The sequence below is a fragment of the Rhodococcus sp. Q genome, assembly GCF_005503035.1.
In the GTDB taxonomy this organism is placed as follows: Bacteria; Actinomycetota; Actinomycetes; order Mycobacteriales; family Mycobacteriaceae; genus Rhodococcus_G.
Window position 1 is genome coordinate 62,030 of the sequence record NZ_SCOY01000007.1, and the last position, 19,022, is coordinate 81,051.

General features: G+C 65.8%; 21 protein-coding genes. 15 read left to right on the forward strand and 6 right to left on the reverse strand.

Translation table 11 applies throughout. The features are described 5' to 3' along the window. Positions 1-48: 48 nt before the first annotated feature. Positions 49-1,053 (reverse strand): NADP-dependent oxidoreductase, encoded by a 1,005-nt coding sequence (locus tag FFS72_RS09965; RefSeq protein ID WP_137873792.1) that lies wholly within the window; start codon positions 1,051-1,053, stop codon positions 49-51. A gap of 27 nt (positions 1,054-1,080) precedes the next feature. After that, entirely contained in the window at positions 1,081-1,467 is a 387-nt protein-coding gene (locus FFS72_RS09970; RefSeq protein WP_137873793.1) for a DUF1304 domain-containing protein, read from the reverse strand. A gap of 78 nt (positions 1,468-1,545) precedes the next feature. Between FFS72_RS09970 and FFS72_RS09975 the strand changes: the two genes are divergently transcribed. Further along, positions 1,546-2,142: a TetR/AcrR family transcriptional regulator gene (locus FFS72_RS09975; protein ID WP_137873794.1), complete on the forward strand. Its 597-nt coding sequence runs from the start codon at positions 1,546-1,548 to the stop codon at positions 2,140-2,142. On the opposite strand, the gene FFS72_RS09980 is transcribed toward FFS72_RS09975, so the two are convergent. After that, complete coding sequence (locus tag FFS72_RS09980) at positions 2,143-2,523, reverse strand: Zn-ribbon domain-containing OB-fold protein (RefSeq protein WP_137873795.1); 381 nt, start codon at positions 2,521-2,523, stop codon at positions 2,143-2,145. A 386-nt stretch (positions 2,524-2,909) separates the two neighbouring features. Between FFS72_RS09980 and FFS72_RS09985 the strand changes: the two genes are divergently transcribed. The 6 genes from FFS72_RS09985 to FFS72_RS10010 all read left to right on the forward strand — a co-directional run bounded on the left by FFS72_RS09985 (position 2,910) and on the right by FFS72_RS10010 (position 8,378). Continuing rightward, positions 2,910-3,569: a M23 family metallopeptidase gene (locus tag FFS72_RS09985; protein WP_137873796.1), complete on the forward strand. Its 660-nt coding sequence runs from the start codon at positions 2,910-2,912 to the stop codon at positions 3,567-3,569. A 150-nt stretch (positions 3,570-3,719) separates the two neighbouring features. Next, positions 3,720-4,499: a M23 family metallopeptidase gene (locus FFS72_RS09990; protein ID WP_137873797.1), complete on the forward strand. Its 780-nt coding sequence runs from the start codon at positions 3,720-3,722 to the stop codon at positions 4,497-4,499. Between the two features lie 51 nt (positions 4,500-4,550). Then, on the forward strand, positions 4,551-5,234 hold the full coding sequence (locus tag FFS72_RS09995) for a nitroreductase (RefSeq protein WP_137873798.1): 684 nt from the start codon (positions 4,551-4,553) through the stop codon (positions 5,232-5,234). A gap of 29 nt (positions 5,235-5,263) precedes the next feature. After that, entirely contained in the window at positions 5,264-6,394 is a 1,131-nt protein-coding gene (locus FFS72_RS10000) for a class I SAM-dependent methyltransferase (protein ID WP_137873799.1), read from the forward strand. A gap of 39 nt (positions 6,395-6,433) precedes the next feature. Next, the gene (locus tag FFS72_RS10005; protein ID WP_137873800.1) at positions 6,434-6,763 is read left to right on the forward strand and encodes an RES domain-containing protein; all 330 of its coding nucleotides are present in this window, start codon (positions 6,434-6,436) and stop codon (positions 6,761-6,763) included. Between the two features lie 461 nt (positions 6,764-7,224). Next, positions 7,225-8,378 (forward strand): IS3 family transposase gene (locus tag FFS72_RS10010; RefSeq protein ID WP_137873801.1). Its coding sequence is split into 2 segments (ribosomal slippage): positions 7,225-7,513 and positions 7,513-8,378, totalling 1,155 coding nucleotides; the frame shifts between segments, so codons are not numbered across the junction. A 5-nt stretch (positions 8,379-8,383) separates the two neighbouring features. On the opposite strand, the gene FFS72_RS26780 is transcribed toward FFS72_RS10010, so the two are convergent. Together FFS72_RS26780 and FFS72_RS10020 are read right to left on the reverse strand one after the other, a co-directional pair. Next, positions 8,384-9,025, reverse strand: coding sequence for an LGFP repeat-containing protein (locus FFS72_RS26780; protein WP_249353225.1), 642 nt, complete (start codon positions 9,023-9,025; stop codon positions 8,384-8,386). Between the two features lie 469 nt (positions 9,026-9,494). Then, positions 9,495-10,739 carry a saccharopine dehydrogenase family protein gene (locus tag FFS72_RS10020; protein WP_137873802.1) on the reverse strand — a complete coding sequence of 415 codons (1,245 nt, stop codon included), beginning with the start codon at positions 10,737-10,739 and terminating at the stop codon, positions 9,495-9,497. 146 nt (positions 10,740-10,885) lie between these two features. On the opposite strand from FFS72_RS10020, the gene FFS72_RS10025 reads away from it, so the two are divergent. From FFS72_RS10025 to FFS72_RS10060, 8 genes are all read left to right on the forward strand, one after another. After that, positions 10,886-11,398: a hypothetical protein gene (locus tag FFS72_RS10025; protein ID WP_137873803.1), complete on the forward strand. Its 513-nt coding sequence runs from the start codon at positions 10,886-10,888 to the stop codon at positions 11,396-11,398. A gap of 144 nt (positions 11,399-11,542) precedes the next feature. Continuing rightward, positions 11,543-11,968, forward strand: a complete 426-nt coding sequence (locus tag FFS72_RS10030; protein ID WP_137873804.1) for a hypothetical protein — start codon at positions 11,543-11,545, stop codon at positions 11,966-11,968. A gap of 14 nt (positions 11,969-11,982) precedes the next feature. Continuing rightward, positions 11,983-12,585: a hypothetical protein gene (locus FFS72_RS10035; protein WP_137873805.1), complete on the forward strand. Its 603-nt coding sequence runs from the start codon at positions 11,983-11,985 to the stop codon at positions 12,583-12,585. 15 nt (positions 12,586-12,600) lie between these two features. Beyond that, positions 12,601-13,080, forward strand: a complete 480-nt coding sequence (locus FFS72_RS10040; RefSeq protein WP_137873806.1) for an N-formylglutamate amidohydrolase — start codon at positions 12,601-12,603, stop codon at positions 13,078-13,080. Positions 13,081-13,371: 291 nt separating this feature from the next. After that, positions 13,372-13,758 (forward strand): hypothetical protein, encoded by a 387-nt coding sequence (locus FFS72_RS10045; RefSeq protein WP_137873807.1) that lies wholly within the window; start codon positions 13,372-13,374, stop codon positions 13,756-13,758. Positions 13,759-13,924: 166 nt separating this feature from the next. Next, positions 13,925-16,552: a hypothetical protein gene (locus FFS72_RS10050; protein ID WP_137873808.1), complete on the forward strand. Its 2,628-nt coding sequence runs from the start codon at positions 13,925-13,927 to the stop codon at positions 16,550-16,552. Between the two features lie 55 nt (positions 16,553-16,607). Continuing rightward, positions 16,608-17,237 carry an ABC transporter ATP-binding protein gene (locus FFS72_RS10055; RefSeq protein ID WP_212744343.1) on the forward strand — a complete coding sequence of 210 codons (630 nt, stop codon included), beginning with the start codon at positions 16,608-16,610 and terminating at the stop codon, positions 17,235-17,237. A 219-nt stretch (positions 17,238-17,456) separates the two neighbouring features. Then, positions 17,457-17,804 carry a hypothetical protein gene (locus FFS72_RS10060; RefSeq protein WP_137873809.1) on the forward strand — a complete coding sequence of 116 codons (348 nt, stop codon included), beginning with the start codon at positions 17,457-17,459 and terminating at the stop codon, positions 17,802-17,804. Positions 17,805-18,220: 416 nt separating this feature from the next. On the opposite strand, the gene FFS72_RS10065 is transcribed toward FFS72_RS10060, so the two are convergent. Continuing rightward, positions 18,221-19,015, reverse strand: coding sequence for an ABC transporter permease subunit (locus FFS72_RS10065; RefSeq protein WP_137873810.1), 795 nt, complete (start codon positions 19,013-19,015; stop codon positions 18,221-18,223). Positions 19,016-19,022 lie beyond the last annotated feature (7 nt).

Genomic DNA, 19,022 nt, shown 5'->3' on the forward strand with positions numbered 1-19,022 from the left:
CGGCCGGGTGAACCGGCCGAGCGCCCGAACTGTCTCGAGTGACGTTTGTCAGATGCGGACCAGCATCTTGCCGACGTTGCCGCCGCGCATCATCTGGAGGAACGCGTCGACGGCGTTGTCGATGCCGTCGACGACGGTCTCGTCGTGGACGACCTCACCCGATGCGAGCCAGGGACCCATCTTCGCGGCGAACTCCGGGAAGTGGTGTGCGTAGTTCCCGAGCGTGAAGCCCTGCAGGGTCAGCCCGCGAGAGATGATCTTGACCAGATTGTCAGGTCCGGGGACGGTGTCCGTCGTGTTGTAGCCGGCGATGGCGCCGCAGAGGGCGGCCCGCCCGCCCGTCCGCATCACGTCGATCGCGGCCTCGAGGTGATCGCCACCGACGTTGTCGAAGTAGACGTCGACGCCGTCGCCCGCGATGTCCAGGAGTTGCTCACGTATGGGCGCCTGCTTGTAGTCCACCGCGGCGTCGTACCCGTACCTGTCGGTGAGCAGTGCGACCTTGTCCGGGGACCCCGCGGAGCCGATGACGCGGGACGCGCCTTCGAGGCGGGCGATCTGTCCGACGGCGGACCCGACGGCACCGGCCGCACCGGAGACGAACACGGTTTCGCCGGGCTGCAGGTGGGCGACATGCTTCAGGCCGACGTACGCGGTGAGCCCGGTCAGCCCGAGGATTCCCAGGTACGCCGAATTCGGAACTCCCGGAATTTCTTCCACGAGCCGGAAGGCGCCCGCGTCACCCTGCGCGACGTCACGCCACCCGAGGTCGTGCACGACGACTGCGCCGACGGGGTGCGCGGGGGACGTGGACTCGACGACGCGTCCCACTGCGCCGCCGGTCATCGTCGCGCCGAGCTCGAACGCCGGAATGTAGGACTCGCCCTCGTTCATGCGGCCGCGCATGTAGGGGTCGACGGACAGGAACTCGTTGGCGACACGCACCTGGTTGGGGGCGAGGTCGGGGAGCTCGACGACAACTGTGCGGAAGTCGTCGTGCGTGGGCCAGCCGACGGGGCGGCTGATCAACTGGATCTGGGTGCTGGTGGGCACAGCTGTTCTTCCTTCGTGGTGCGGTGTTTACAGTGCCAGCCCGAGTGCGAGAAGTGCGACGGCGAGGAGCGGCAGAACGCCCTGGGTTATCGCCGCGCGGGCTTTGTCGGGTGACGAGATGAGCAGGACGAGGGCGGCGGCGAGCATCGACCCGGAGCCTGCGAAGGTGAGTGCGGCTCCGACCGGGACTTCGTCGATCGCGACGGCAACGACGCCGATCGTGGTGACGATCGCCAGGAAGAGGTTGTAGAAGCCCTGGTTGAACGCGAGCTCCTTCGTGGCGACCGCTTCCTCCCGCGTCGTCCCGAACGTCGCGCGGGTGCGCGGCGCGGTCCAGCGCAGAGATTCGAGCACGAAGATGTACACGTGCAGCGCCGCCGCCAGTGCGGCGAAGATCAGACCTGCGGTCACCATGGCCACTCCTCTTATTCTGAACTGACCATTTCAATATATACTGAACTGATCGTTTCACAACTGGGAGTGAGGTCTGACATGCCGCGGGTGCAGGAGTTCGACACCGAATCCGTCGTGTCGGCCGCGCGGAACATATTCTGGGACAAGGGGTTCGAGGCAACGTCGGTGCCCGACCTCGAGCAGGCAACAGGGTTGAACCGATCGAGCCTGTACAACGCATTCGGAAGCAAGCGCGGTCTGTTCGACGCTGCGGTCCAGGACTACCTCCAGCGCATCGTCCGCCCCAGGATGCGTGTCCTCGTCGACGAGCCGACGGCCTCCGACGCGGCGGCGCAGTACTACCGCGGTCTTGCCGCCGAACTGTCGAACATTCCCGACGAACTCTGCGCCAACGGATGCCTGCTGCTCAACAGCGCGGCGGGATTCGCGGCACACGACGAGATCCAGCGCTCAGTTGTCGACGCTTACCGGGCGGAACTGGCCGCGGCACTCGAGCACGCGCTGCGCGCCCTCGACCCGTCGAGTGCGCGCGCCGTTGTGGAGCGTCGCGCACGCATGCTGACGGCGGTCTCGATCGGCGCGATGCTCCTCTCCCGGGTCAACACGGTCGAGGCGGTCGCGCTGGTCGACGCGGCGGTCGAGCAACTCGACCAGTGGGGCCGCGCCGCCTCCTGATCAGTCGCGGATGGTGAACACGGGCAGTTGACCGCTGCCCGACCGGGCGACATGGGCGACCCGGACCCGGCGATCGGTGTGCGCGGGGAGGTCGCCGTCGATGTGGGAGTACAGCCACGGGCCCTCGTCGGTCGCGACGATCGCGACGTTGTCGGGCATCTCTCGCCAGCCGTCGTCGTTCGAGGTTCGGACCACGGCCTTCGACGACACGATCACGCCGAAACCGGATGCCGGCACCTGGTCGAAGAGGTCACTGCGGCAGGCCGAGCAGTGGGACACCACGGGGGCGCGCAGGTGTCCGCACACCGCGCAGCGCTTGAGGAGCAGTGGTGCCGACTCGTCGGTGACTTCTGTCGAGAGTTCTTCGAGGATTCCGGTCATCTGTGCCTCACCAAGTCGTGGATCGGAGCGGTTCGGGTTCAGTGTCGTGGACGCCATCGGCTCGCCAGACCCGTACTTCTACGTGGTGTGGTGCCTGTTTCGACAACTCGGGTACGTATGCGGGCGGGTTCGGGTGGTCAGGTTCGGGCCGAAAAGCCTCTGAGCTGCGCAAACGTGAGCGAGCTCACTGTGCGCCGTACGAATCCACGCGAACGTGCTGGGCATGGCGTTTCTGGTGATCGGCACATCAAGATCAATTTTTGATAAATATTTGGTCACGATCGACGTGTCGAGATCACTTCGTTACCTTCATTCGGGTATGGGTCCGCGGTCGTGCCGCCGAGGTGGTGCGACCGAGTCAACGAAGAAGATTGAAGGAAACAACTGTGGCCGACACCCACAGGACGGTTACTCGTTCTCACTCGCTCACCCGCCGCGCCAAGCTCGCCGCAACCGCCGCCGTGACCGGCGCGATCGCCGTCGCGGGCATTCAGCTCGGTGCGGGCACCGCCGCCGCCGAACCCGTCCGTATCCCGGCGGGTGTCCTTCCCGCGGGCACCGCGGCGCCCGTCGTCGACGTACCCGACGCAGGCCTCGCGGGCTTGGCCAACGGATTCCTCGCGCAGTTCAACACGGGCAGTGTCGGGCCGCGGACGGTCCAGCCGGTGTCCGGAACCCTGAGCTCTCGCTACGGTGCCCGTTGGGGTACCCACCACGGCGGCATCGACATCGCCGCCCCCATCGGAACCCCGATCCAGTCCGCTGCCGACGGCGAGGTCATCTCGGCGGGCCCTGCGTCCGGTTTCGGGCAGTGGGTCCGTGTCCGCCACGACGACGGCACGATCGCTGTGTACGGCCACATCGAGACCTACTCGGTTCACGTGGGTCAGCGCGTCACCGCGGGCCAGCAGATCGCGACCGTCGGCAACCGCGGGCAGTCCACCGGACCGCACCTGCATTTCGAAGTGTGGGATGCCGCGGGTAGCCGAATGGATCCGAATGCGTGGCTCGGCGAGCGGGGAGTCGTTCCTACCTGGGGTTCCTGAGCCGACCCGCCCCGACCGCAGGTGATCGAAACGAGATCGACCGGCCGTTCGGTGGACGGGGCCGAGACCATCTTGTTATGTTCGGCGCGGACAAACGGCGCGCAGCCACCTGTGCGCCGCCGACCGAAAACAACGGATGGGATACCGACCGTGGCAGATCATCGCAGTTCAGGAGCGCGAACCCTCGCGTTCGCCGTCGTCGATCTCGACGCGGCACGTGGCCGACACCGGGCTCCGGCACAAGGTCACGGAACGGGGGTCAAGGCAGCCACCCTGGCCGCTGCGACCGGTGCGATCTTCGTCGGCGGGGCCCAGTTCGCCACCGCCACGGCGTCTGCCGCCACGATCGACGTCGCGGCACTGCCCGCCGACGTCACCGCCGGACTGAAGTCCGTCGGCGTCGAGGTCCCGGCCACGGTGGAGGTCCCCGACTTCGCGGCCGACGCGATTCCCGGCTTCGCCACCGCCAAGCAGTGGCTCGAGAACCAGCCGACCGGCTCCACCAACCCGCTGCCTGCACGCACCGTGCAGCCGGTGAACGGAACGTTGACCTCCGACTACGGGTCCCGGTGGGGCGCGCACCACGGTGGTATCGACATCGCCGCGCCGATCGGCACGCCTGTGCTGGCCGCCGAGGACGGCACCGTCATCTCCGCCGGTGAGGCCTCCGGTTTCGGCCTGTGGGTCCGCGTCATGCACGAGGATCGCAGCATCACCGTCTACGGGCACATCAACGACTACCGGGTCAGCGTCGGACAGAAGGTGTCCGCTGGCGAGCAGATCGCCACCGTCGGAAACCGTGGCCAGTCCACCGGCCCGCACCTGCACTTCGAGGTGTGGGACCCGCAGGGCAACAAGACCGACCCCTCCGCATGGCTGCGCGACAACGGCGTGTCCGTGACGTGGGGCAACAACGGGCGCAACGTCTAGGGGCACATCCGGCTCCGGCGCGGTACCCGCCATTTCTTAGGATCTGATCTCGTGACCGACACCACCGTCGCGCCGTCGACGCTCGCCGCACTGCTCTCCTCCCGGTTCAGTTGCCGGGCATTCCTCCCGGACCAGGTCCCCGAGGACGTGATCGTCGAGATCCTCACCATGGCGCAGCGCACCCCGTCGTGGTGCAACACCCAGCCGTGGCAGGTTGCGGTCACCGATGGCGAGGCCACCGAGCGGTTCCGTGTCGGTCTCGCGGACGCGATCCGGACGGTCCCACAGGCCCCCGACATCGCGTTCCCGACCGGCTACCACGGGGTGTACCGGGACCGGCGCAAGGAAACCGCGATGCAGCTCTACTCGAGCCTCGGCATCGCAGGTGACCGGCAGGCCTCCGCCGAGCAGACGATGAAGAACTTCGATCTCTTCGGCGCTCCGCACGTCGCCGTCGTCACCACCGACGCGGCCCTCGGCACCTATGCGGCCGTCGACTGCGGTCTGTACGTCAACACCTTCCTGCTCGCCGCGCAGAGCCTCGGTGTCGCGACGGTTCCGCAGGCCGCGCTCGCCGGGTGCGCGCCGTACGTCCGGGACTTCTTCGAGATCCCCGACGACCGTGACGTGCTCTGTGCCATCTCATTCGGATACCCGGACCTCACGCACCCTGCGAACGCGTTTCGCACCACCCGCGCCGACCTCGACTCCGTCGTCACGTGGGTGTCCCGCTGACGCAGCGGTCCACCTGACAGACTGGACGCGTGCCGGTCCCCGAGGAACTCTTCGCCACCCTGCGACGCCACCCTGACGTCGAGGCGCCCAATCTGTACGCCGTCGACGGCGCCGACCGCCTGGTCCTCGACGAGGCGGCCGCCGCGCTGACTGTCGCCGGGCCCGGGCAGGTCGCGGTGATCGGGGACCACTACGGTGCCCTGACCCTCGGCGCGGTCGCGGGTTTCGGAGCGAGTGACGTTCGGGTGCATCAGGATCCGCTCACCGGCGAGCGTGCGCTGTCGGGCAACGCCGAAAGGGCGGCGCTGGCAGGGACTTACCGGCAGTGTCCGCTCGGGGAGAGCCTGCTGTCCGGAGCGACGGTGGTGCTCGTGCAACTGCCGCGCAGCCTCGCGGCGCTGACGGAGATCGCGGAAACCGTTGCGCGGTACGCGGACCCGTCGGTCGTCGTGTATGCCGGTGGACGCGACAAGTACCTGACCCACGCGTTCAACGACGTCCTCGCGACGTGCTTCGCCGATGTCCACGCCACGCGGGGCAGACAGAAGTCGCGCGTGCTCGTCGCCGCGAAACCCACCCCCGTGCCGCCGAGTTTCCCCCACCGCGAACACCTCGCGGAACTGGATCTCGATATCGTCGCCCACGGCGCCGCCTTCGCAGGCGCCACCCTCGACATCGGCACCCGCTTCCTCCTCGACTTCCTGCCCCGCACCGATCCCGGTGCCCGCACGGCCGTCGATCTGGGGTGCGGTACCGGGATCCTCGCGGTCTCCCTCGCGCGGCTCCGGCCGGACGTCGAGGTGATCGCCACCGACCAGTCGGCCGCGGCCGTCGCGTCCGCGTCGGCGACCGCAGCCGCGAACGGGGTGGCCGACCGGGTCGCGGTCCTGCGAGACGACGCGATGTCCGGCCTCGCATCGGACAGTGTCGACCTGATCGTGTGCAATCCGCCGTTCCACGTCGGCGCGGCGGTCCACACCGGCGCCGCCGAGTCGATGTTCCGGGCCGCCGGTCGGGTGCTGCGCCCGGGCGGTGAACTCTGGACGGTGTACAACTCGCATCTCGGCTACCGCGCCGACCTGCGGGCAACGGTCGGCGACACCGAACAGGTCGGCCGGAACCCGAAGTTCACCGTCACTCGCTCGATCGCCCGCGGCTGAGGCTTTGTCACCTACGACCTGGACCAGCCCAATGCGGCGATGGCCATCGGCGCGGTCCCGTCGCTCGCAACGGACGAGAATCGCGAGCTGACCCAGCAGTGGGCGCAGGCCATCTACGAGGACCAGCCCGCCGCGACGAAGGTGGAAGGCATCCGCTACCGGACCGCCTACCGCGGCAACTACTCGATCGCGTTGTGGGACTGCCCCGATGCCGTGGAGATGGCCCTGGACAAGGAGGGGCAGCCCCTCGACATCCCCCTCAACGTCGGACGAGGACGACATCTCCTGCTGAACGTACTCGTCGACAGCGGTATCTCCACCACCTTCATCGCCGACGCCGACTGCAAGGCCTGCAACCCGCCCCGGTGAATGCCCAACGGCGAGCCGGCCGGCTTAGACGGGCTCGACCTCGAGGGTGAACCCGTCGGCGGCGGTCAGTCGTGCGGTGAGCGCGTCGCCCATCGCGGCGGCCGGGGTGAGGATCCCCGCCGGATCCGGGAGGTGTCAGACGCCAAGGTGAGGCCAGATCCGTTCTTCCCGCTTGGTGAGTATGGGAGATCGGCTCGACCTCGCTCCGCACTTCAAGCCTGTCGACCACGAAGTGCCGGCTGTTCCCATGCTGTGCACCCAGCCGCGTGTAACTGTTTCGAGCAAGATGGAGTCATGACACGCGAGTGGCGGAGTGACGAGGTCTTGCACGGGCAGGGTTTACCGGCTGGCTGGATCGAGGATCGAATGGGTCAGCCCTTCTCCGGCACGGTCGGGACTGCCCCCAGTTTGGTTGACATCTGATCTGTGAGGATCGCTCCTCACGATGGAAGGATGTCCACATGCCGAAGCCGTTCCCCGAGGAGTTCCGCCGCGACGTCATCGCCGTCGCCCGCAAGGGCGAGGCCCCGCTGCGTCAGATCGCCAAGGACTTCGGAATCTCCGAGGGCTGTCTGCACCGCTGGCTGAAGATCGCCGACCGCGAGGACGGCATCAACGCCGGCGCGAAGACCTCAGGTTCCGACGAATCCGCAGAGCTGCGGGAAGCCCGTAAACGAATCAAGCTCCTCGAGCAAGAAGCCGAGGTCATGCGCCGTGCCGTCGCCTACCTGTCCCGGGACGTCAACCCAAAATGATGTTCCCGCTGGTCCTCGACCTCGCTGCTGACGGAGTGCCCGTCACAGTGACCTGCCGGGTTCTCGGATTCTCCACCCAAGCGTTCTACAAGTGGAAGAAAGATCCAGTCAAGCAACGAGATTGGGACGACGCGCACCTGATCAACGCTGCCCACCAGATCCATGCCGACGACCCCGCCTTCGGCTACCGCTTCATTGCCGACGAACTGACCGGCCGGGGAATCGCCGCCGGCGAGAACCGCGTCGCCAGGCTGTGCTCACAGGAGCGCATCTGGTCGGTGTTCTCGAAGAAGCGAGGCCTGAACAGAAAGGCCGGTCCGCCGGTCCACGACGACCTCGTCGAACGCCAGTTCGCCGCTGAGCGGCCCAACGAGGTCTGGCTGACCGACATCACCGAGCACCGCACCGACGAGGGCAAGCTCTACCTCTGCGCGATCAAGGACGTGTACTCGAACAGGATCGTCGGATACTCGATCGACTCCCGAATGAGAGCGTCGTTGGCGGTGTCGGCGTTGCGTAACGCTGTCGATCAACGCGACCCGGCCGGAACGATTGTCCACTCCGACAGGGGGAGTCAATTCCCGTCACGGAAGTTCGTACATGAGCTGTCCTGCAACGGGTTACAGGGATCCATGGGGCGAGTCGGTGCATGCGGTGACAATGCTGCAATGGAGTCGTTCTTCGCTCTTCTCCAGAAGAACGTCCTGGATCGGCAACGCTGGTCCACGCGGGAACAACTGCGTCTGGCGATCGTCATCTGGATCGAGCGGACCTACCACCGCAAGCGCCGGCAACGCCGCCTCGGGAAGCTCACGCCGATCGAGTTTGAGACAATCAACATGGCTGCATACGCGGCCTGAACCACTCAACCCCACGAGTCAACCGAAGTGGGGGCAGTCCCCGCTCCGGTAGACGCTGACCAGTAGATGCTGCCGTTCAGAAATTCGGATCGGGCTCCGGTATTCCCTGGGTTCTGGTACTCGGGGGAGTTCGGCCAGCTCAGCCAGCTGCTGGGCCCACCCATCGCGTTGTACTTGTCGCGGATCGCCCCACACACCGCGTGCGGAGACGGGGCATAGAACTGGCAGTTGGAGTTGACGACCATCGCCATACGCTCGGCTAGTTCCGCGTCCTCTGCGGTGATACCTGCTGGCAGATCCTGGATCTGGCGTCGGGCGGCGGCACCCTCCGGCAGTTCGGGAAGTTGGTCGGCCGGAACGGTCAGGGCATGTTGCTGAGCCCGCACCAGCGCCTGTCCGCTGAGCTTGGCCGCCTTCGCTGGTTCGCGGACCGGACGTTGCGCGACTTCCTCGTACGCAGAGGGAGGGGCCTCGGTCGGCGACGCGATGCGGTCGGCAGGCCGGGGTGCCGGAGAGGTCGCCGGTGCCGCTGTGGGTGTCGGCGGCGCAGTTGATGTGGCGCTTTGTTCGATACGGACGCCGTCCGGGTTCTCCTGCGCGAGTGCGGTGCCCGCGCTGCTCACGGTGAGCGTTGCTGCTATTGCCATAACCGAGAGGACGACCCCTGCCCTCTTTCGGTTGCTGATCGAATACTTCGATCGATGTCGTGAGTGGTTACTCACCTAACCCCCTATGTTCCCGTGAAGTGACTGCTCACTGGATGTGAACGAGCTGAGCTTCTCGGAAAAACGGTCAAACATCGTTAATTGGACCGCAGGAGTCCGATCATGGACGGGTCACACTTTGTACTAACTCCAGTAGTTAGAACAGCGAAAGTTGAAGAGGCAACACCGGAGTCTTCAGGAGTTCAACAGATCTGCTAGCGGCGGAAGCCGCGTTCGGGGTCATCGAGAAGGGTCCCGTATGCCAGGCATGCCTGATCCTGAGCGCCACGACCCCGGTCGGCATCGCAGTTCAGGGCTGAGTTTCGCGGACGTCTGGGGCGTGGGTCAGATGCTCAGACGTGGTGTCGAGATCGTTGGAGGAGAGGCGGACGGCGGCGGCCGAACTCTCGACTCAGGCGCCCTCGACCTCGAGAGTGAATCCGTCGGCGGCGGCCAGTCGCTCGGTGAGCGCGTCGCCCATCGCGGCGGCCGGGGTGAGGATCCCGGCCCGTCCGGGGAGTGTGTCGAACGCGAGGGCGAGGCCGGCTTCGCCGAGCATGACCGCGGTGGCCTGGTAGCCGGGATCGCCTTGGGCGGTGAAGGTGCACCGGTACCGGGTGCCGGTGGTGGTGTCGGCGAAGGTGGTCATGGTGAACCAGCCGGTGCGGCGGGTGTTCTCGCTCGGTCCGGTTCCCGGCTTGGGGAGGGCGCGGTCGAGGAGCCATCGGCCGGCCTTGATCTTCGACAGGACGGTGCCGGTGACCATGATCGCGACGATGCCACCGGAGACGGCGGCCGCGTACACGGGCGAGAGCCGGGAGCTGCCGGTGCTCATGACCTCGCGGTAGCGGAACTTCTGGCCGTACGCCCAGTCGAGCAGTGCGTTGCTGCGCCTGACGATCTTGGTGTTGTGCTGTGCCATCAGGAATGTCGCGACCCATCCGTGCAGGGCCGGGTCGATCCCGGAGGCGCGTTCGAGGGCCTGGTCGGTCTGGCGGCCGACGTTCGGCTCGCGCGCCCGGTCTGGGCTCAGCGAGTACGGGTGCGAGAGCACCTTGGTTGTGGCGGGATCTGCGGCGACGGCTTCGAGCATGGCGCGTGCGGTGTCGACGGTCCCGCCGCTCATGCCGCCTTTGAGGGCGGCCACCAGCGTGGTGTCGGTGAGTTCGCCGGCATTGTCGGTGACCGCCTGGCGGTGGAGTTGGTAGACGCTCAGATCGGACGGGATCGAGTCGAACCCGCAGGAGTTGACGATCTTCGCGCCGCTGGCGGCCGCAACGTCGTCGAGCTGGACGATGCAGTCGCGGATGAACAGTGGCTCGCCGGTGAGGTCGGCGTAGTGCGTCCCGGCCTGGGCGCAGGCCCGCGCCAGCGGCAGCCCGTACCGCACGTACGGGCCGACCGTCGTGACGACCACGCGGGTCCGGGCCGCGAGCGCATCCAGCGATGCCGGATCCGACGAATCGGCCTGCACCAGCGGCCACTCACGCGCGGCGGCCGGCAGCCCGGCGTGTACCTCCGCGAGTTTGCTCAGTGACCGGCCGGCCAACGCGATCCGTGCCCCTGCCGGTGCGGCGGCCGCGAGGTAGTGCGCGGTCAGGCCGCCGGCGAATCCCGTCGCGCCGAACAGGACCAGGTCGAACTCGCGATCAGTCATCGGCACACCCTAACGGCGGCCGCACGCTCGTCGTGCCTGGTGCACATCGCGGTATGGGGCTCGCTACAGGACCGCGCCGAGCAGGAAATGTCGGATGGGTAGGTCAGGATCAGTGCCCGAACTGCACTCAACGAAGGGTGAGCAGCGTGCACGATCCAGAGATCGTCGTCGCAGTCGAAGGCGATACCGCGCAGGAGAAGTACGCCAGGACGAAGGAAAGGTGGGGAGTCGCGTTCGGCGACATCACGGTCAGCAAGGAGCCGTGGCGGCCCGGCGGTGACCGCGGACAGATCTACCTCGTCGAGTTCGATTCGGGGTGGATCAAGGTCGGATATTCGACGGTCTGGGAGAACCGCCGCAGCAAGCTCGACTCCGAGTTCGGGAACCGGTACGGATGGGCCGTCGAGCGTGACTGGCAGTCCGGCTCGTTCTCCGCGCTCCCGGGCGCCGGTGGGGCGCGGCCGGCACTGAAGGAGTTGGAGATTCAGGTCCTCGACTTCATTCGGCGTATCCCGGGCGTGCAGGTGTTCAGCGACGAGCTGCCGGGCCGTGGCCGCGGCGTGTGCGGGATCGGAGAGACCGAGACCTTCCGCGGCCAGTCGTTCGGTGACCTCGTGGCGTGCGCGGATGTCCTTGCGCGGTGCAGTCCGACGGACTGACCGAACCCCGCCGTGGCGGGGACATGTCATTGTCGCAGGTCAGGTGTCGTCTTCATGCGGTCGTGAGTCGTGAGCCGGGAGAGGTGGCGCCGCGGTGCGCGGGCCACCTTGCGCTTCATGTAGACCCTATGTAAAACTTTCGGCATGGTGAAGATCGTGATCTCCGACGTGACCCCCGCCGAACTCGCCGCGGTCACCAACGCCCTCGCGGCCGCCGGCCGCGAACATCACGTTGTCCAGATCGTGTGGAACCAGGACGAAGCGGCGGCCCTGCTGGCCGAGCTGAAGCAGACACAGGTGCGGTTCCTGCGCTTGCTCGTCGAGTGGGACGGCGTGCTGACCTCGGACGCGCTGCGCGAGGGCGGGGAGACGTTGCGCGGGTCGACCGGGCCGATCACCAAGGCGATCGCCCGTCTTGCCGGGCGCGGCGAGATCCGTGAGGGCCTGCCCGCCGTGTTCACCAGCGTCTACGACCCGAACAACCGCGCGTTCCAGAAGGTTCGCGCCTACCGGATGGATGCGGCCACCCTCGCGGCGTTCCGGTCCGCCTTCGACCAGATCGACGGATGAGGAGACCGACACCGATGAACATGAGACCGCTGACAAACGTCATGGACGTGCTGGTCGGGGAGCACACGGTGGTGCGCCGGCCCGGGTCACGCAGCCGTCTCGAGGTACTGCTGGTGAAGATCGCGGCCGCCATCACTGTCGCTACCGGGCTGGTCATGGTCGCCGGCATCGTGATGCTCGTCGTGCAGCCGTGGTCGACACCGGAGCCTCCGACAGCTGTGGCGTTGACGATGACGCTCGGCCCGGTCGGCATGCTGACCGCGGTCTACGCGACGATCAGCGCCGCCAGCCGCGCACGCGATCACCGCGACATCCTGACCAGACGTGAGATCGCGGCCATGCCTCTGCCCCTGGCAGATCCGTGGCTTCAGGCACGCTTGGCGGTGAGCGCGATTCAGGCCGCAGACGGACCCGATGGCGTGCGGGCGCGAGAGGCTGCCGAAATCCAGTGGGCGATGGCCGAACACGTGAAGTCTGCCGCCGCCCGCTACACCCAGGTGCCCGCGGTCCCTGTGGACGAGGTGCGTCAGGCCACCATCGACCGTGAGGCGGCCATGCAGGACCTTGCGGACTGGCTCACCGCGCTCGCCGCGACGCACTCCGGCGCAGCCGCGTAACCCGGCCTCGGCGACATGGAGAACGACCGCGCTTTCCTGGCGGCCCGGATCCGCGACACCCACCGGTTTCCCTCGCTCGTGACCAGCTCAGGTGACGCGTTCACGTGCACCGTCGTCGCGGACGCTCTCGCGACCGAGAACGTCACCCTCACCGTCACGATCGTTGCCCGACGGTTCGACGTCGGGCAAGGTCGATGGGATCCCGCCGTCTCCGGGACCGTCGTGACAGTGACCGTGGCGAGCACCGACAGCGCGTCAGGTGCGCGCCGGCACGTGGAATCGCACGAGCCGGAGGCATGGGTCCGCGCGGTGTTCGCCGAGTTCGACGACGCCGCACTGCGGATCTATCTGCTCGGCGACATCGACCCGGACACCGGACATCCCGAGCGGGGCCTGATCGCCTACCGCGGCTACTTCGACGAGACCGCGACACCGATACGGATGCCACCGCAACTGGTCCGCACACCTCACCACTGGATCGGACCCCTGAACTGACCGCATGCCCGCCGTCGACCGTCCTCCACGGGAGTCCGCTCCGTGATCCGCAGGGGGAGTGTGCAGTTGGGCTGCTTGCTCGATCGCGTGCGCGGCAATGGCTACATCGTCTGGATCGCCGATGGGTACCCGGGTGCTGCTGGCGACCGTATCCGACTGAGATCACAGTTTCATCACCAGAAACAAAACCGACCATCCGGTGCGTCCTGTGCGCATACTGTCCCTTGGGTCATGCTTGTCCGCAGCTTGGGTCGCTGCTGGTGACTCGAGCGTCTTACTGAGGGGGAACCAATGAACAGGTTCAAAGCCAGGATGGCTCTGGCGGGGGCAGCAGCGTCGCTCGCAGTGATGATCGCACCGGGTGCGGGCATCGCTTCGGCCGACGAGCAATTCCGGGTTGGCCCGGGCGAGGTCGGTATCTTCGACAACATCAACTACACCAGTTGGCTCGGAACGCGTACGCCGTTCTTCTGGCGGGAGAACGTGTCAAGCGGTGCCAACGACCGTATGTCGTCGTGGATCAACCGCAGCAACTACCGCAACTCTTGGTGGGAACACGCCAACGGAGGCGGGATGTGCCTTCCGATGGTCCCCAACTACTGGGCGTCGGCAGTGTGGGCAAACGAGAACGACAAGCTCACGTCCTGGGGGACCAACAACAGCGCCCAGGGCTGCTGACGATCGTTCCGATGGTAGGCCCGCTTCGATCTGCGGTGGTGCATTGTGCGACCGCGGGTCGAAGCGGGCATGTCCATTCCTAAGCGCCAGAGCTGCGTCGTGCCGTAAGTGTGGACAGCGCGTGTAGCGCGGTGAATGTCACTCTGGCCTATCAGCGTCCTCACTCATGGCGATACCGGAATCTTCTGGTGTAGAAGAACTTTTGTACGGGGGAAGCACCATTTCTGCATCCGTCTTCATCGCGCGCGGCCTTCTGCGCTACCGCCCACTGCTCGCGTCCTTCTCGCTGCTGGGGCTGGCGGCCGCGATCGTGGCAACGATCTTCATGAGCCTGAACGCGCTCCAACCGTCGCCCCAGCAACAAACTGAAGAGCGCGGCGGAACCGCGGATTTCGCGGCCAACCTTCCCCCGGTGTTCCTCACCCCGGACTACCCGGTCGACACTGGCCTGTTCGAGCGCATGGGCAGGGTCGAGATCGCGCTCACCGTCCCGATACGAAGCGACGGACAACCCGTCCTCGACGAGCACGGCAGACCCGTCTCGATCCGAGAATCGGAATGGGACCCCAATCCGTACCCGGACGCAATCGAGCTGACCGGTGGACGCTTCCCCCAGGCCCCGCGCGAGCTGGCAGTATCCGAGGAACTGTCCACCGAGCTGAACATCGGCTCGGAAGTTTCTCCCTTCCTCGCTGATGCCAACGAAGGCTGGGTAGTCGTCGGCACATACGTCAACAACTATCGGCAGAACACCCGGGAGATGCTGGCGGGCCCCGGCACGATGAGAACCCTGCCGGATCGGTACTTCTCCCCACGCCGGGACGCTGCCTTTACCTCCACGCTCTTCTGGAACGGCGATGATCCCCGTCCGGTGTTGGATCAGATCGAATCGCAACAGGAAGTGCTCGACGGATACCTCGGGAAGTTCAACTCCCCACCAAACCCGCTGTACTACAACCGAAGCGACGTGCTCGCCAAGGACCGCTACTCAGCCCACGACCGAAATCTTGAATACACCATCCCCGCGGTCGTCCTCCCGGTGGTGTTCTCGGTCTTCGCGCTGGTGCTGCTCATGGCGTGGTTGCGCCAGAGCGAGGCGGTCTTCGACAAGGCCGGTGTTCGCCGCCGCGCAATATTCGGCGGATTCTTCCTCGCCTGCGCCGCCGGCATCACGCTCTTCGTCGTCGGCGGTGTGGCTGTCGGCGCAGCCTTCGGATACCTCATACGACCAGTGCTTTCGGGCTGGGTCCACCGTGTGCTGTCCCCAGTGGTCTGGCCCTTCGGTGAGATCCCGAGACTGCTACTCCTTGCGGTTGCCGGCATCGTCGTCGGTGCGGTCGTGCTCTACCCGAAGATCGCAGCCAGCTCCCGAACAGGACGAGCCCGCCACCCAGTCGTCCGCACGATCCTGCCCTACCTCGGCGCGGCCACCGTGCTGACGGTCTGCGTCGCAGCAGCATGGGTCTTGATCAGCGGCTACCAGGCCGAGACTCACGGCCCGGAACAATACGAGCGATCCGGGCTGGCGATCATCTTCCTCACCGCATGCACAGGAAGCCTGCTGCTACTGCTCACCCCACTACTCGTGAGACGACTCGGGATGAGCGGCGTGCTCGTCAGCCGAATCCTTGCGCAGGAACGGATGCGAACGAGCTTCATTGTCCTCCTGTTGACCGTTGCTGTGGCAACTCCACTCATGCTCTCGACTACCGCACCACTGGTGAAGCAGCTATCGAATACCACACAGATCGCCGAGATCCCGCCCGGATACGTGGAAATCAACGGTGGGATGGACAGTGCGGCACCCATTCGGCCCGAGGACAGGTCCGACTTCGAAGCAAGAACCTCACTAAGTGACCCCATCGACGTCTACAGCATCGGGTACTCGAATCCTGACGCACCCGACAACTCTGTGTTCGTCACCATCGGCGCTCCACCCAGAATCGGCAGCCTGCGAGCCTTCGACAACGAAGTCGACGTGGAGACGTGGCTGGGCGCCACGCTCTCCGATGCCCAACAAGCGCTTCTCCGTGACGGCGGTGTCCTGAGTGACTTCGCCACCGACCGCGATGCCCTCATCGGCACCGCCACGATGACCGCACCGCCCGCATTCGAGGTCCTGCCCGCGATGCACGTCGAAATTCCGCGAGAGTTCGCCTTCGGCAGCAACATCCACGGACTGGTGCTTCTACAGACTGCCCTCGAACACGACTGGCCGCTCAGTGCGCCCCGCAGCCTCTACAGCGCCCTCACCGACGAACAGACCACCAAGGCCGCTGACTACCGCGAGCAGAACGGGCGATTCATCGACCTGTCCATCGTCATCAACAAGACGCAGGACGTCCTTCCCGTGCCGAGATCACTCCAGCTGTCAGTCTGGCTGATGGGAATCCTGGTCGTCGTCCTTTCACTGTCGGTCAGCCGCGCCGTCATCACGAGATTGCGGCCGGTAGTTCGCGCTCTCCATGCGGCCGGTATCCCCGAGAAATGGCTCCGCAACACCGCTGGCCTGTATCTGTTGCCGATCCTGCTGACATCGCTCGTGTTCGGCGAGATCGCAGGCTTCCTGAGCGTGTGGGTCATCACCACGTTCAATCAGGACGCCGTCACTGAAGCCGTGAGCAGCATCCCGATCCCGTGGTCGATGTACTACATCGTTGCGATGAGCTTCCTGGTCGGCGCAGTTGTCGCCTACTTCATGGTCGCGCGTGGGTTGAAGCTCGGCCGGACACGCAAGCAATCGGGCACCGAGCCTGTAGAAACTCCCGAAGGAGCAGAAGTTGTCAAGGTCTAGGACCCCCGTAGTTTCATTGAAGTCCGTCATCCGCAAGTACGTCTCGGGTGCCGAGGTGACCAGGGCGGTAAACGGCATCTCCCTCGACATCGGATGCGGTGAGTTCGTCGCCCTCTACGGCGCCAGCGGATCCGGTAAGACCACACTGATCAACCTGATGGCAGGCCTCGACACCGCGGACTCCGGATCAGTTCTCGGCGCGGGCCACGACATCGGCACCATGAGGTCGGATGCCAGGGCGCTGATGCGTCGTGAAGACATCGGAGTGGTCTTCCAAGACCACAACCTCATCGAAGAGTTCACGGCCATCGAGAACGTCATCCTCCCCTCCGTATCAGGCGGAAAGAGCAGACGGGCCGTCGAACCACTCGGGCGCACCATCCTCGCCGACGTAGGACTCAATGGGCTCGAGAAGCGATTCCCGCGACAGCTGTCCGGAGGACAACGTCAACGAGTCGGCGTCGCCCGTGCGTTGCTCGGAAACCGGCAGGTGCTGCTCGCCGACGAGCCCACCGGCGCGCTGGACCGCAAGAACTCCGTCTCGTTGTTTGAACTACTACGAGCACAGGCGCAATCGGGCGTGACCGTTGTCGTCGCCACGCACGACCCCCTCGCCCGTGACTACGCTGACACCGTCATCGAAATCGTCGATGGCCGAATTGACTCGATCGACGTCGCCGCGTAGCGCGTGCAACCAGTTCCGACACCCGACAGCGTTCCCCCGGAAGAACTAGGTCGAAACACAATGAAGACGCTTCGAATCAAGCCCGCTATCGCAGTAGGAACCCTCTTGGTGGCCCTGTCCACTGGCCTGGCCGCATGCTCCAACGAGCAAGGCAGCCAGCCAACGACGACGTCGACTCAGAGCGCACCGAGACAAGCAGAAGCGCCGACCAACGAGATCGTGAAGACGACACTCGCGGTGCTACTCGACCCGGCCGCATCGGCCGCCGACAAGCAGGCTGCCGTCGCCGGTGACCCGATCGCCGCAGGCGAAGCCACCACGCTTCTCTCCGAAACCATCTCCACGAGGTCACTCTCCCCGATCGAGCTATCCGTGGCCGGCATGATGATCGAAGACGACGCCGGAACCCGATGGTCGGCCAATGTCATGTTCCTCAGCCAGAATCCGGGCTTCCCGCCGCGCGGCACCCCGATCACAGTCCGACTCGGACAGACCCCGAACGGATGGGGGTTGGAACTGGACTCGATCCGCACGATGCAGCAGCGATTCGAACAACTCGCGACCTGATCCAACAGCAACGCACCCCGGCCATCGCTGACGAACGTCCTGGACGTTCTGGCCGGGGAATACACGGTGGTGCGCCGGGCCCGGGTCACGCAACCGTCTCGACGTACTGCTGGTGAAGGCCGCGACCACCGCCGCCGTCGCCACTGCGTTGGTCATACGCGATTCGTGCACTGGCTGGTGCCGCGGCGAGGTAGTGCGCGGCCACCTGCCCGCGAATCCCGTCGCGCCGAACAGGAGGTCGAGTTCGCGTTCAGTCCGAGGCTAAGTCCTAGCGGCGGAAGCCTCGTTCGGGGTCGTGGGTACGGGGTGGCTCGAACGCGTCGAACCACACTGCCAGGTCTAGGTTGACCCCGCCCGGACAGCTGGTGGCGAGCTCGGCGCAGGCAACGACGCGACCCGACAGTCGCTACTCAGTTCTATGCATCGCGTTTCGTGACCACGATTGCTGTCGTTGTGGTGAGCGTTGCGGCGAGGATGATGATGTATGCGAGCGCCCACCAGGACGGAAGAGCCGCGCTGGTCTCGAGCCAGGGAAGCCCGTCGAGGGTCTCGGTTCTGCCGTCGAGTACGAATTGCGTTGCCATCGTGAAGGGCATCCACGGTTCGATCTTGGATCCGATAGACGGAACCGCGGCTATGAAGTTCTCGACGATCACCGTGTAAATCAGGATGAGTGCTACCGCGGCGACGGTGCTTCTGACGACCATTCCGACAGCGACGGCGATTGCAGCGCCGACCGCATAGATCAGTCCGGTTCCCGCGATGGTGCGCACCTCTGCGCCGCTGGTGATAGACCCGACGCCCGCGTGGTTGACGAGCTTGGCGGTTCCGTAAGCCAGCCAGGCTGCGACTTCGCCGATCACCCAGGCCAGAAGGCTGGCGGCGACTGTCTTGGCAAGAAGCACCTTGCCCCGATTGGGTTCTGTCTGAAACGTGAGCTGGATTGTTCCGGTGCGATATTCAGTGGTTGCCGCGAGGGCCGCCATGATCATGACGAGTACAAGGCCCGGCACGCATCCGAGCTGTGTCGCCATGACCGACGGGGGAAGGTTGCGCGCGGCCTGCGTGGGCGTGTCCGGATCGGTTGCAAGGCGGTTGATATCTGCCCACAGCAGGGCGTGGCCGACGGCTACGACCACGGTCAGCCCACCACACCATCGAGTGGTTCGCATGGAGATGAGTTTGACGAGTTCCGCCGCCAACATGTGCACCAGATCC

Excerpts from the sequence above, each read along its gene's own strand:
- FFS72_RS10045 (WP_137873807.1), top strand. The coding sequence starts at position 13,372 with ATGAACAGGTTCAAAGCCAGGATGGCTCTGGCGGGGGCAGCAGCGTCG.
- FFS72_RS09975 (WP_137873794.1), top strand. The coding sequence starts at position 1,546 with ATGCCGCGGGTGCAGGAGTTCGACACCGAATCCGTCGTGTCGGCCGCG.
- FFS72_RS09970 (WP_137873793.1), bottom strand. The coding sequence starts at position 1,467 with ATGGTGACCGCAGGTCTGATCTTCGCCGCACTGGCGGCGGCGCTGCAC.
- FFS72_RS09980 (WP_137873795.1), bottom strand. The coding sequence starts at position 2,523 with ATGACCGGAATCCTCGAAGAACTCTCGACAGAAGTCACCGACGAGTCG.
- FFS72_RS10030 (WP_137873804.1), top strand. The coding sequence starts at position 11,543 with ATGGTGAAGATCGTGATCTCCGACGTGACCCCCGCCGAACTCGCCGCG.
- FFS72_RS10035 (WP_137873805.1), top strand. The coding sequence starts at position 11,983 with ATGAACATGAGACCGCTGACAAACGTCATGGACGTGCTGGTCGGGGAG.
- FFS72_RS26780 (WP_249353225.1), bottom strand. The coding sequence starts at position 9,025 with ATGGCAATAGCAGCAACGCTCACCGTGAGCAGCGCGGGCACCGCACTC.
- FFS72_RS10050 (WP_137873808.1), top strand. The coding sequence starts at position 13,925 with ATGGCGATACCGGAATCTTCTGGTGTAGAAGAACTTTTGTACGGGGGA.
- FFS72_RS10020 (WP_137873802.1), bottom strand. The coding sequence starts at position 10,739 with ATGACTGATCGCGAGTTCGACCTGGTCCTGTTCGGCGCGACGGGATTC.
- FFS72_RS10005 (WP_137873800.1), top strand. The coding sequence starts at position 6,434 with ATGGCCATCGGCGCGGTCCCGTCGCTCGCAACGGACGAGAATCGCGAG.
- FFS72_RS10040 (WP_137873806.1), top strand. The coding sequence starts at position 12,601 with ATGGAGAACGACCGCGCTTTCCTGGCGGCCCGGATCCGCGACACCCAC.